The organism is Stutzerimonas sp. VN223-3 (assembly GCF_045999685.1).
Taxonomy (GTDB): domain Bacteria; phylum Pseudomonadota; class Gammaproteobacteria; order Pseudomonadales; family Pseudomonadaceae; genus Stutzerimonas; species Stutzerimonas stutzeri_AR.
Map to the genome: position 1 here is coordinate 361,565 of NZ_RBEC01000001.1, position 12,562 is coordinate 374,126.

General features: G+C 59.5%; 10 protein-coding genes. 2 read left to right on the plus strand and 8 right to left on the minus strand.

Annotation, left to right across the window (positions count from 1 at the left end):
• The first annotated feature begins 188 nt into the window (after positions 1–188).
• Entirely contained in the window at positions 189–2,120 is a 1,932-nt protein-coding gene (locus tag D7241_RS01705; RefSeq protein ID WP_408100048.1) for a methyl-accepting chemotaxis protein, read from the plus strand.
• Between the two features lie 164 nt (positions 2,121–2,284).
• Here D7241_RS01705 and D7241_RS01710 read toward each other — a convergent pair whose 3' ends face one another.
• The 8 genes from D7241_RS01710 to puuE form a co-directional block, all read right to left on the minus strand.
• Positions 2,285–3,109: an outer membrane protein OmpK gene (locus tag D7241_RS01710; protein WP_408100049.1), complete on the minus strand. Its 825-nt coding sequence runs from the start codon at positions 3,107–3,109 to the stop codon at positions 2,285–2,287.
• Between the two features lie 665 nt (positions 3,110–3,774).
• The gene (locus tag D7241_RS01715) at positions 3,775–5,325 is read right to left on the minus strand and encodes a cation:proton antiporter (RefSeq protein WP_408100050.1); all 1,551 of its coding nucleotides are present in this window, start codon (positions 5,323–5,325) and stop codon (positions 3,775–3,777) included.
• Positions 5,326–5,685: 360 nt separating this feature from the next.
• A complete protein-coding gene (locus tag D7241_RS01720) occupies positions 5,686–7,035 on the minus strand; it encodes a nucleobase:cation symporter-2 family protein (RefSeq protein ID WP_255983369.1) in 1,350 nt (449 codons plus the stop codon).
• A 203-nt stretch (positions 7,036–7,238) separates the two neighbouring features.
• On the minus strand, positions 7,239–8,510 hold the full coding sequence (locus D7241_RS01725; RefSeq protein ID WP_408100051.1) for a urate hydroxylase PuuD: 1,272 nt from the start codon (positions 8,508–8,510) through the stop codon (positions 7,239–7,241).
• 137 nt (positions 8,511–8,647) lie between these two features.
• Complete coding sequence (locus D7241_RS01730; protein ID WP_255983365.1) at positions 8,648–9,172, minus strand: ureidoglycolate lyase; 525 nt, start codon at positions 9,170–9,172, stop codon at positions 8,648–8,650.
• Positions 9,173–9,376: 204 nt separating this feature from the next.
• Complete coding sequence (gene alc, locus D7241_RS01735) at positions 9,377–10,372, minus strand: allantoicase (RefSeq protein WP_408100052.1); 996 nt, start codon at positions 10,370–10,372, stop codon at positions 9,377–9,379.
• Between the two features lie 39 nt (positions 10,373–10,411).
• Positions 10,412–10,927, minus strand: coding sequence for a 2-oxo-4-hydroxy-4-carboxy-5-ureidoimidazoline decarboxylase (gene uraD, locus D7241_RS01740; protein WP_408100053.1), 516 nt, complete (start codon positions 10,925–10,927; stop codon positions 10,412–10,414).
• Complete coding sequence (gene puuE / locus D7241_RS01745) at positions 10,924–11,856, minus strand: allantoinase PuuE (protein ID WP_255983359.1); 933 nt, start codon at positions 11,854–11,856, stop codon at positions 10,924–10,926. The genes uraD and puuE overlap by 4 nt, the downstream gene beginning before the upstream one ends.
• A gap of 349 nt (positions 11,857–12,205) precedes the next feature.
• On the opposite strand from puuE, the gene uraH reads away from it, so the two are divergent.
• Positions 12,206–12,559, plus strand: a complete 354-nt coding sequence (uraH, locus tag D7241_RS01750; RefSeq protein ID WP_408100054.1) for a hydroxyisourate hydrolase — start codon at positions 12,206–12,208, stop codon at positions 12,557–12,559.
• Positions 12,560–12,562 lie beyond the last annotated feature (3 nt).

Sequence of the window (12,562 nt, forward strand, 5' to 3'; positions counted from 1 at the left end):
TACGAAGGGACATTCTATCCGCTGCGCCTGCCATGGCGCCTATTAAAACGGCGGCGGAATCCGCCCAATGGTCGCTCAAGAGTTTCTTGGCGAGGCCGATAGAAAATCAAGAATAGGAGTTTGATGTTTGTATACATGGACTGTATTAAATTGTGTACATTTATCAAGCGAACTATCGAGGTCGTACCATGTCCTTCATGCAACGCAGTATCCAGTGGCAATTGATCGTCAGCATGGGAGCGGCTTTGCTCACTAGCCTTCTGATCGTCATCCTGATTTATTCATCGACGCTCAACGGGTTGGCTGAACGTTATCTGCTTGGCCAGGCTCTGCCGGCCAACATCGCCTCGATTCGGAACGACATCGAGCGCACACTGGCGGCGCCCATTACCGCTACTGCCGGAATCGCTGGCAATACGCTGGTGCAGGAGTGGCTGCGTGATGGCGAAAGCACGGAGCAAGCTGCTGCGATCGCTCGCTACCTGAACGGGGTGAAGGCGCAACAGAATGCTCTGACTACTTCTGTCGTGGCGCTGGACAGCGGTAACTACCATTCCGAAAACGGGCTTTCACGTACCCTGCAGCGCAGCGCACCGGGTGATGCCTGGTTCTACAGCCTGATCGACGGCGGCATTGAGCGCCGCTTCGAGATCGATATCGACAAGGCGTCGCGTCTGCCCACGCTGTTCATCAACCAGCGCATCAGTGCCGGCGGCAAGACACTAGGCGTTGCCGGTCTGGGCTACAGCCTGAAAAGCATGTCCGAGTTGATCAGTAACTTTAAGTTTGGCGAGCGGGGCGAGGTTTATCTGATCGATGCCGGCGGCCAGATCAAGGTGCATCCGCGTACCGAGTATAACGGTCGCTCCGAGCTGAAAGCGCTGACCGGCGACGATGCTGCGCGCCGGCTGCTGGCGGGCGAGCGCGAGGCGGTAAGGTTCGAGCGCGACGGCGAAGCCTTCCTGGCACTGGCGCAACCGCTGGAAAGCCTGAACTGGATTCTGGTCAGCGAAGTCCCTGAGGCCGAGATTTTCGGAGAGGCACAGCGCACCCTGTGGACCATTAGCTTGATTGCGGCCTGTATTGCACTGTTCTTCCTGGGGCTTGTGGTGCTGCTGGCGCGGGGATTGGTCAAACCGATTCGTCAGGTGACCACCGCGCTGGTGGAAATCGGCGGTGGCGGCGGCGATCTGACGCGTCGTTTGGATGAGAGCCGGAGCGACGAGTTAGGCGATCTCGCGCGTGGCTTCAACCGCTTCATCGGTAGCCTGCGCGGGCTGATTGGCGATGTGCTGAATACCAGCCAGCAGCTGCGCACCGCAGTGGGCCAAGTGGCGGAAGTAGTCGACAACACTGCAGATCGTGCCGGCCGTCAGAACGAAATGACTGACATGGTCGCTACTGCGGTTCATGAGATGGGATTGACGGTGCAGGAGATTGCTCGTAACGCCAGCAGCGCCGCGCAGGCTTCTCAGGGCGCGAAAGATGAAGCGATGCAGGCCCGCAAGGTGGTGGGAGACTCCATCGCTCACATCGAAAAGATGTCAGGCGAGATCGGCCATGCGGCAGAGTCGGTCACCGATCTTGCACAGCAGGTGGCATCCATCGACAAGGTGCTGGCAGTGATCCGCAGTATTTCTGAGCAGACCAACCTGCTCGCGCTCAACGCAGCCATCGAGGCCGCACGTGCCGGGGAGATGGGGCGAGGCTTTGCGGTGGTCGCCGATGAGGTGAGAACGCTGGCCAGCCGCACCCAGGCGTCGACCGACGAGATCCAGCAGATGATTCAGGGCCTCAAGAGTGGTGCGGAAAACGCAGTGAATTCGATGCATGCGGGGCAGGCTGCCACCGGCACCGGCGTTCAGGCCAGCCAGCGCACCGGGCAGTCGTTGCGCGCTATCACCGAGCAGGTTGAAGCGATCAGCGACATGAACGCTCAGGTTGCGGCTGCGACCGAAGAACAGAGCAGCGTCACTGAGGAGATCACTCACAACGTTCAGGGGATCGCCGACCTGGCACAGGCGACCGCGAGCGATGTTCAGGGTTGCCGCGAGGATTGTCATGCGCTGAGCCGCCTGGCTGATGACCTGAGCCGTCAGATGGGCAGCTTCAAGTTGTGATTGAGGGGGTGCTGGTGAGAACTGGTGCCCTGCACTTTAGGATAGCTGTAACCCCGCGGCTGCGGCCGCGCAACGACATAGGAATGTCCGGCAACTGAGTCATGCAGATACGAAAAAGGCAGCCACCGGCTGCCTTTTTCGTTTTCCACTTTTGACTTTTCTCGTTAGAAGTGGGCTTTTACCAACAAGCTAGCGGTGTTCTGGTCGGTTGGGCCGACGAAGTTCTCACTAACGAACCCGCCGTCCTCAATGCCGTATTTATCGGACCAGTAGTCGTACTCGATACCCACGTAAAGCTTGCCCGGTTCGCCGTCGAGCGCCTTGCCCAGGTCGTACTTGATCTGCGGGTTGATGTGCAGGTTCTTCGAGACGAAGTCACCACGGCGCTCGGAGCCGGCGTCGTTCACCACCCAGTCGATAAATCCGTCGAACAGAATGTCGGACTTGCCGACTGGAATGGTCATGGCCCAGGTTGGCGTGATCTGCCACTGGCCGGACGGCTTGCCAGTGGTCCCGTCGGGCTTGCGGTAATACACGTTGATGTTGAACCGATCGAAACCGGGTACGGCTAGGTCGACAGCCGGGCCGAGCAGGTAGTTCTGGTTTGGAACTCCGTCAGTGCTTTCGCCGCGCTCGTAGGTGGCGGCGAGCAGCACATCCTTGATCGGGCCGAAAGACATTTCCTGACCGGTGATCTTGCCTAGCGACAGGCGCGGGCTGAATTCGCCGTAGTAGGTGTGGCCGTCATTGCCGGTGAGGCCGTTGTACCACTTGTTGTCGACGAACAGGAACATGTCGCCCCAGCTCCAGCCGCTGGCATGCTCAAAGGTGACGGTCTGCTGAATCTCGCCAGCATCGACCTTGAAATCCTTGCCGTACAGGTAGGTAAGACTGTTGTTCTGCCATTGCAGCATGCCTTCGGCGAAGGCTGGTGCGGCGAGCAGACTGCCGGCCAGCGCAAGCGAGAGTGGAGCGAGTTTGAAGTTCATGTCGATACCCTTTGGTTTTGTTGTTGTGATGAATGTCGATGTCGCGTCTAGGCCTCGTTGCACCCAGACGTAGGGAGCTGATCAGCCCGTCGGTGTCAGGTGCGTGGAATATCGTCGTTGCTCTTGAAGACGACGCCGGTCGTCAGCGTCACGCTGAGAAGGCCTAAGCTGGCGTCCTAAAGGCAGAGCATGCCGGCGCTGATCGGGTCTGGATGAAGGCTGAGGCCAGACACAAGCAGTACCATGCTTACTCGGTAGGGCAACTGATCGCCCAGGCCCGATACGCTGTTGGTGATGCGTCGGGGTGATGATGCCAACGAAGCTGGCCTGCGCGTGCTGTATGGCGAAGAAGGTGACTGGAAGCGAACCCGGGCAATCATCGAGCCGATAGATCAAATCCTGGTTGGGAGTGTCACCGCTCCTGGATTCGGTTGCGGTCATGGTCAAGCCTGCCATTAGTTATTGTTAGGTCATGGGCTTTTGAGGTTGCACGGACCTCTTCACTGAGCGCCGAAAAAGTTGTTCGTGCGGTCAGGATGTGCCTGACTATAACAATCTGTGAACACACCTTTAAACAATTAATTTAAAGATTGTGCACAATTCTGACGAAGATCACCCAGACGACTCACCGCCAGGCTGCATTGCACAGAGGCGGTGCTACCGATTCAGCGTTTGATCAGCAGCTCTCGAACCACGTTTTCGGCGAGTCCGGCACCGGCTTCTGACATGGTGAGGTAGGTGCGGTCAGCGCCGGCGTCTTCGATCTGTTGGGCGATGTCTTCGTACATCGCGTGGGAAACGATCAGGCCGCCGAAGCCCTTACCGCGCAGTTTACGGGTCGAGATGATTTTTGCCTCGGCATCGTTCATAGCCAGAATCACTGCCTCGACCTTGTTCATTTCCAGGCTCTCCCAGAACATCTGATCTTCCGCATCGGCGAACAGGACGTGGCGGCCCTTCTCGCTGCTTTTCTCGACGGTGACCGGGTCGGAGTCGAGGCTGATCAGACGCCAACCCTTTTCCTGCAGATGATCGTAGGCGGCGCGGCCGGTGCGGCCCATACCCATGATCAGGATTTGTGCATCGCCCAGGGATACAGGTTGCTCGTCGGGGTGGCGGGTGTTGCGTTCGAGAGGGATCAGGCGTTTGGCCAGCCGATCGTAAAGCGGGTGGGAAATGCGGTTGAGCTGCGCAGAGATTACGAAGGACAGTGCCACGGTAATCGCCAGCGGTGTCAGCCACTGCGGCAGCACCACGCTTGCGACGATCAGTCCGAATTCGCTGTAATTGGTCAGGCTCGATGCGCTGAGAAAGGCGCTGCGAGCGCGCAGGCGGAACAGCAGGAAGAGGAAGAAAAACAGCGCGCCCTTGAGTGGCAAGAGCAGCGCCACCGCAGCGGCGAAAAGCATGGCATCCATATCGGGCAGCCCGCCGATGCCGATCTGCAAGAAAAAGCCGACCAGGAATACTTCCTTGATCGCCCACAGCGAATTGGATAGTTCGGTGGCGCGCTTGTGCTTGGCCAGCATGGCGCCGAACGCCAGCGCGCCCAGTTCCGAACTGAGCCCCACGTACTCGAAGCCGAGGCCGCCGGCCACTAATGCCAGCATCAGTCCCAGCAGCACCATCAGCTCTTCGTGGCCGCTGTGATCGAGCAGGCGGAATAGCAACGGGCGCAGCAATGGCAGGCCGAATACCAGCAGAGCCCAGGCCGAGGGCACCTTGCCGCTGGCGATGCTCATCACGACGAGGGCGATCAGGTCCTGGATGATCAGAACGCCGATGGCGACACGACCATGGAAGGCGCGCAATTCGCGCTTACCTTCCAGCACCTTGGCGGCCAGTACGGTGCTTGAGAAGGAAAGCGCGATGGCCAGCAGCAAGCTTTCGCGCCAGCTGGTATCAAGAAAAACGAAAATTGCCGGCAATACCACCAAGCTTGAAATGCCGAAGTGCAACAGGCTGCCGCCGATGACTTCGCGGCGTACCAAGTTGCTGATCTTGAGTTTGAGGCCGACGGTGAACAGCAGCAGCAACACGCCCAAATGCGCCAGGTGCTCAAGGATTTCGCTGTCCTTCGGCCCGACGCCGACGAGGTCACCGAATCCGGCAAGGGCGAAGCCGGCGCCGAGATAGCCGATCAGTGGCGGCAGGCCGATCGCGCGCGAGGCGAGGCCAAGAATGAATGCGAAGGCTATCCAGGTTGCTTCGATCATCTGTCAGTCCTTCTCGGCATCGGGCGGGCGCCGAATTTTAACGGGTGTGCCGTGCTTGTCGACTGTCAGGCGGCGAAAAAAGCAAGCCCGCACCAGGCCGTGTGAAAACGTAGCGAGCGAAGGTTAGGCAAGACGCAACGACTAACGGGAGTAACAGCCAAAGGCTGGCCCGAAGGGCGAGCGCAGCGAGTCAAAACAGGCGAGGAAGCGGACTGAGCTCGCACTCGAGTTTACGAGCTGTAAATGGGCATTCCGACTGGGCTCGCATCCGAGCCTGTTTTTAACGTGGCCTAACCGAGCGCAGTAGTTTTCACACAGCCTGACATGGCGGGCTTGGCTGGGGTTTCCAGACTGTATCGGTCAGTGTTGCGCGGCGCCGGTCAGAGCGTTGCGTTCCGCCCCGCCGAGCACGTTGAACAGCAGGTTCAGGGTCACTGCGCTAATCGTCGCCACAGCAATGCCGCTGTGGGTGATGGGCTCCATCCAGTGCGGCAAGTGGGCGAAGAACTCGGGTCGCACGACCGGCACCATACCCAGACCGATGCTCACCGCGACCAACAATTGATTGCGACGATCACCGATATCGGCTTCCTGCAGGATCTTGATACCGGTGGCGGCGACCATACCGAACATGGCGATGCCGGCACCACCAAGCACTGCCGCAGGAATCGAGGCTACGAGGAACGCAGCTTTGGGCAACAGGCTCAGGCTGATCAGAAACAGCCCGGCGACGGCCGTGACGTAGCGGCTGCGCACGCCGGTCATCTGTACAAGGCCGATGTTCTGGGCGAAAGAGGAATGGGTAAAGGTGTTCAGGAAACCGGCGAAAAAGGTCGCCCCGGCGTCACACAACAAACCGCGACGCAGCTGCTTGGGATCGATTTCCTGACCAGTGACTTTCCCTAGCGCGAGGAACATGCCGGCGGACTCGACGAAGATGATCACTACCACCAGGCACATCGACAGAATCGGCGCGAGGAGAAACTGTGGGGCGCCGAAGTGATTCGGTGTGACCACCTGAAATGCTGGCGCCGCGTTTATCCCCGATAGGTCGACCATCCCCAGGCTGCCCGCCAGTACATAGCCCAGCGCCATGCCCACCAGCACCGAGACGTTGACCCAAAATCCGCGCATGAACTGGTTGATCAGCAGAATTACAGTCAGTACCGCCGCTGCCACGCCGAGGTAGGGCAGGGCGCCGAACTGGCCAGCACCGCTGCCGCCGCCGGCCCAGTTCACCGCTACAGGGAACAATGAGAGGCCGATGGCGGTGATCACCGTACCGGTCACCAGCGGCGGGAACAGTCGCACGATCTTGCAGACGAAGGGGGCGATCAGCAGGCCGAAGAAGCCTGCGGCAATGGTTGCGCCAAAAATACCGGTCATACCCACGCCGGGCATACCTGCCATTACCACCATGCTGCTGACCGCGGCGAAGCTGGCACCCATCATCACCGGCATGCGGATGCCAACCGGGCCGATGCCCATGGACTGAACGACGGTCGCGATGCCCGCCACCAGCAGGTCGGCGTTGATCAGAAATGCGATCTCCTCGCGTGAAAGTCCGGCCGCTTGGCCGACGATCAGCGGCACGGCAACCGCCCCGCCGTACATCAGCAACACATGCTGGAAACTCACCAGCAACATCTGTAGCAAGGGAAGTCGCTTCTCGGTGGCTGGCGCGGCTTCCCGCTTGCTCACATCGTTCATGCAAAACACCTCGGACGCTTTTGTTATTGGATGGTCGCGGTAGCCCCGCTGAACGTGCGGGGCCGGTATTCGTGTTGTGGTTCTACCGGAACAGAGTCCTGCTACGGCTCTCGTGACTGCTCTTCGGCTATTCGTGAGTGGATGGGTTGCAAATCAAAGGGCAAAAAAAAGCCGCGCTCGAAAGCGCGGCCGGTGAGCGGCGATCAGTCGATCGGCGCGCCCTTGTCGATCCAGGCGCCGAGCAGATCGCGCTCTTCCTGGGTCATGTTGGTCATGTTGCCGAGCGGCATGATCTGGCTGGCGACGGCCTGCGCATGAATCTTCGCCGCCTGTTGCTGGATCTGCTGCGGGGTGTCGAACATCACCCCCGCCGGTGCAGCACTGAATAGCGGACTGCTCGGTTGGGCCGCATGGCAGACCGTGCAGCGTTCGTGGATCACACTGCTCACCTTGGCGAACTCGGTGTTGCCCGCTTCGGGTTCGGCGTTGGCCTGTACATCGTTTGGCGCGGTGGCGCTCTGCTGGGCCGCCTTGCTCGCTTGCTCAGGAGAGGTGGGGGCCAGGTTCGGCGCGGTCGGCTGACGGTTCGGCGAAGTGACGAAGGCCAGGCAGATCATGCCTACCACTGCAGCAGGCAACGCCCAAGCGAAGCGATTGCTGTCGTGGCGGGTGTTGAAGTAGTGACGTACCAGAACCGCCGACACCGAGATACCGGCCAGGATCAGCCAGTTGTACTGACTGCCGTAAGTGCTCGGGAAGTGGTTGCTGATCATGATGAACAGCACCGGCAGCGTGAAGTAGTTGTTATGGCGCGAACGCAGCAGGCCCTTGGCAGGCAGCAGCGGATCAGGCGTGCGGTTCTGCTCGATGGCCGCGACCAGCGCACGCTGTGCCGGCATGATGATGCGGAACACGTTGCCGACCATGATGGTGCCGATCAGCGCACCAGTGTGGATGTAGGCGGCGCGGCCGCTGAATACCTGCGAGTAGGCCCAGGCGGCGAAGATCACCAGGACGAACAGCACCAAGCCGAGCAGCGCCGGCTTTTTGCCCAGTGGCGAGTCGCAGAGCAGGTCATAAACGAACCAGCCGACGATCAGCGAGCCGAAGCCAATGGCGATTGCCATGGCGGGTGCCATGTCGCTGCCAGGAGCGATCAGATAGAGAGTGGGGTTGAGGTAATAGACCACCATCAGCAGGGCCACGCCCGACATCCAGGTGGCATAGGCCTCCCACTTGAACCAGTGCAGGTTGTCTGGCATCTGTGGGGGAGCCAGCTTGTACTTTTCCAGGTGGTAGATACCGCCGCCGTGAATCGCCCAAAGGTCACCCGAGAGGCCGTCGCGGGGGTTGGCACGGTTGAGGTTGTTTTCCAGCCAGACAAAGTAGAACGAGGCACCGATCCAGGCGATGCCAACGATCATGTGAATCCAGCGAATACTCAGGTTCAGCCATTCGGTCAGATGTGCTTCCACGATAATTACCTCTTGCACGGCCGGCGTATCGACCGCTGTTTCTTCTTATTCGACTCTTCGTAAGGTTCCGCTTGTTCTGAAGTACGCATCACGGCGTCGGTTGTCTTCGCAGCCGCGTTGATGATGGCCTTCGATGATCAGTCGGTCGCTTGTTCGGAGTCCCGGTGGGGGGCGAGGAGAACCAGCTCTTCCTCTGTGAAAAAATGCTCGTCGCAGTTGTTGCCAGAACCGCTGCGATCGACCACCAGGAATTCATCCCGCTTTTCGATCGTCAGCACCGGATGGTGCCAGACGCCGCGGTGGTAATTGACGCCCTGCCTGCCGTTGCTGCGGAAGGCACGGACGTTACCCGGTACAGGTACATCGCCAAGTGGCGCGACCACGACCAGAAAAGGATTGCCGAGCAGCGGAATGAAAGCCTGGCTGCCCTGCGGATGTCGTTCCAGCATGCGAATGACCAGCGGCATTTCCAGCGTTTCGGCCGCGAAAATACTGATGATGGCTTGGTCTTCCGGCTGCGCGGTCTCTACCGACGCCAGCTTGTGATAGCGGCGGGTGGAACCGTTATTGATCATGAAATATTCACTGCCTTCGGTTTCGATCACATCACCGAAAGGGGCGAAGGCTTCCTTGGTCAACGGTTCGATCTTGAGTGTGCGCATGCTGTGCTCGTTATATGTATTGCTGAGACGTAGGCCCACCGTGACGGGGCAAGTTTTCGGTGGGCTGAAGCCCACCCTACGGCTACGGCTGGATTCGTTCAGCTGTAGGGTGGGCTTCAGCCCACCGCAGCAAGGGTTTGCTATGTTCTCTGGTGGGCCAAAGCGGATCGCCGCCCGGCCCACCCTACAGCTGCTATAGAGTTTTTATTTCGCGGCTTTGCCAAACAACCGCAGACGGCTGACGCCACCGTCCGGGAAGATGTTCAGGCGCACGTGGGTGATCGGGCCGAGCTTGGCGATCTGCTCGCTGAACTCGTGCTCGGCATGCATTTCCAGCTTCTGGCTCGGCAGCAGTTCACGCCAGAACAGGCTCTGGGTTTCGATCTGGCTGTCGGTGCCGCCTTTGACGTACGCCGCCTGGATATTGCAGCTGTCCGGGTAGTTGCCCTTGAAGTGCAGGGTGTCGACGACGATTCGCTCGATCTCACCGGGCGTGCCCAGCGCGACGATGACCCAGTCGTTGCCCGGCGTGCGGCGGCGGGCGGTTTCCCAACCATCGCCCATGTTGATGCCACGGCCTGGGTTAAGAATGTTGCTCATGCGGCCGAAGTGCTCGTCGGAGCACGCCAGCGCGCGGCCGCCGTTGAGCGCCGAGGCCAGGTCGAGCTGCTCGTTGTCACCGACGGTGTTCCAGTCGCGGAACGGAATGCCGTGTACACGCAGACGCGCCACGCCGCCATCGGGATAGATGTTGAAGCGCAAGTGGCTGACTGGCTTGTCGAACGCGATCTCGTGATAGTGATGGCTGTTGCCTTTCAACTCCACGGCCGGAAGGATTTCGGTCCAGACGGTGTTGTCATCCGGGTCACCTTCGGCGAGGAAGCAGGCTTCCAGCGAGGCGGACGGTGGGAAGTTACCGGTGAAGAAGCTGGTGTCGATGTCGACACCCTTGATCGAGCCGGGCACGCCGAGGCGAATGACCGCTTGGTCGAAGCCTTCGAAGCGCTTGCGGCGCGACTCCCAACCGTCCATCCACTTGCCGTTGTCATCGAAAACGCCCTCCTTCCATACGGCCGGCGTCGGCTGGAACAGCCGATTGACGTCGGCGAACCAGTCGTCAGTGACGGAGATGGCCTTGGTGCCCAGACGGGCATCGGCCAGGTTGACGTATTTTTCGAAAGGTACGGCGTAGCTCTTCATACGTGTTCTTCTCTTCGAGTCGTCTGAGTGGTCTCTTGCTTACATCGCCTGCAGACGGAACAGGGCGATTTTGTTGATTTCGGCGACGGCGCGAGCGAATTCCTGCTCCGGGGAGTTGTGCATACGCTCTTCGAAGGCTGCCAGGATCTGGTGCCGGTTACTGCCTTTTACCGCCATGATGAAGATGAAACCGAACTTGTCCTTATAGGACTCGTTGAGCGCGGTGAACTGCGCAAACTCTTCCGGTGTGCATTCCTGGATGCCGGCGCCGGCCTGCTCGGAGGTACTCGATGCGGTCAGCTCGCCACGCACTGCGGCCTTCCCGGCGAGATCGGGGTGAGCATTGATCAGCGCCAGTTGCGTATCGCGTGGTGCGCTCAGCAGCACGTCGGACATGCGCTGATGCAGCACTTCGATCTGATCGAGCGTTTCATCGACACCTTTGTCGTACGCCTGTTCTGCGACCCAGGGCGAGTGCTCATAGATGTCGGCGAAGGCAGCGACGAAGGCGTCGCGGTCGAGGCTGGAAGGCTGCAATGTCTGAAAACGGCTCATGCGGCAGGTTCCTGTTTGAAAGGGTGGGTGTCATGCCAGTGGCGGGCGATGTCGACACGGCGGGCGAACCAAACCTGTTCGTGACCCTGAGCGTATTCGAGGAAGCGCTGCAGTGCGGCCAGACGCGCAGGGCGACCGAGCAGGCGGCAGTGCATGCCGATGGACAGCATTTTTGGCGCGCCCTCTGTACCTTCGGCATAGAGCACGTCGAAAGCGTCCTTGAGGTACTCGTAGAAGTCGTCGCCCTTGTTGAAGCCCTGCGCCTGGGTGAAGCGCATGTCGTTGGTATCCAGGGTGTAGGGAATCACCAGATGCGGATGTTCCTGCGTGCTTTCCGAATCCCAGTAGGGCAGGTCGTCATCGTAGGTGTCGGAGTCATAGAGGAAGCCACCTTCCTCGCGCACCAGACGGCGAGTATTCGGCCCGGTACGGCCGGTGTACCAGCCCAGCGGGCGTTCACCTGTGATATCAGTCAGGATGCGGATGGCCTCGAGCATATGCTCGCGTTCCTGATTTTCGTCCATGTATTGATAGTCGATCCAGCGATAGCCGTGGCTGCAGATCTCGTGACCATCGGCAACCATTGCCTTGATCACGTCCGGATGGCGCTGCGCGGCCATGGCCACGGCGAATATCGTCAGCGGAATGTTGTGCTTGCGAAACAGCTTGAGCAGGCGCCAGACCCCGGCCCGGCTCCCATATTCATAGAGCGACTCCATGCTCATGTGGCGCACGCCCTGAAACGGCTGGGCAGAAACCATCTCGGAGAGAAAGGCTTCGGACTCCTTGTCCCCGTGCAATACGCAGCGCTCACCGCCTTCTTCGTAGTTGAGCACGAAGGACAGCGCGATGCGGGCGTTGCCCGGCCATTGCGGATGGGGTGGGTTTTCGGCATAGCCGATGAGGTCACGAGGGTAGTCGGCGCTCACGTGTCATTCCTTATTCGATCTCGGGTCGCCGCCGTGGATTACTGTGCGCCCGCCATGGAGTAATTGTATACAAAACGTTTTGCACTTTGTAAATGACATTTCGAGGAAAATCTATCAAGCGGGTTTTGCTGTGGTACGACCCAGCCATGGCCATCGACCGGTATTAGCGGGCTGAGCGTTGAACTAGGCTTAGGCTGGTAGGGGCGATTCTCTAGTCACGTTTTTAGATTGTGTACAATTTTATCAAAAACTGTCTTTAATCTTTTGGCTGGCGTGCTATGCTCGATTCAGGTCCACACCAATCACAAGAGGAGGCAGGCATCGGCGGCAAGCCACGATGCCGGAATCTATGGGACGTTTAACTACTCATGTACTGGATGCCGCCCACGGTTGCCCGGGCAGCAATATTCGCATCGAGCTCTATCGGGTCGACGGCGAGCGCCTCGAGCTGATTACTACGCGCCAAACCAATGCCGACGGCCGCTGCGATTCACCCTTGCTGGAAGGCGCCGAATACCGTTCCGGTGTCTATCAGTTGCAGTTCAGCGCTGGTGACTACTATCGCGGTCGCGGTGTGCAGCTGCCCGAACCGGCATTTCTTGATGTGGTGGTACTGCGTTTTGGCATCAGCGCCGAGCAGGATCACTACCATGTGCCGCTATTGATTTCGCCTTACAGCTACTCGACCTATCGCGGTAGCTAACCG

Coding starts and splice junctions, on each gene's coding strand:
- alc (WP_408100052.1), bottom strand. CDS start 10,372: ATGAAGAGCTACGCCGTACCTTTCGAAAAATACGTCAACCTGGCCGAT.
- uraD (WP_408100053.1), bottom strand. CDS start 10,927: ATGAGCCGTTTTCAGACATTGCAGCCTTCCAGCCTCGACCGCGACGCC.
- D7241_RS01705 (WP_408100048.1), top strand. CDS start 189: ATGTCCTTCATGCAACGCAGTATCCAGTGGCAATTGATCGTCAGCATG.
- D7241_RS01730 (WP_255983365.1), bottom strand. CDS start 9,172: ATGCGCACACTCAAGATCGAACCGTTGACCAAGGAAGCCTTCGCCCCT.
- D7241_RS01715 (WP_408100050.1), bottom strand. CDS start 5,325: ATGATCGAAGCAACCTGGATAGCCTTCGCATTCATTCTTGGCCTCGCC.
- uraH (WP_408100054.1), top strand. CDS start 12,206: ATGGGACGTTTAACTACTCATGTACTGGATGCCGCCCACGGTTGCCCG.
- D7241_RS01710 (WP_408100049.1), bottom strand. CDS start 3,109: ATGAACTTCAAACTCGCTCCACTCTCGCTTGCGCTGGCCGGCAGTCTG.
- D7241_RS01720 (WP_255983369.1), bottom strand. CDS start 7,035: ATGAACGATGTGAGCAAGCGGGAAGCCGCGCCAGCCACCGAGAAGCGA.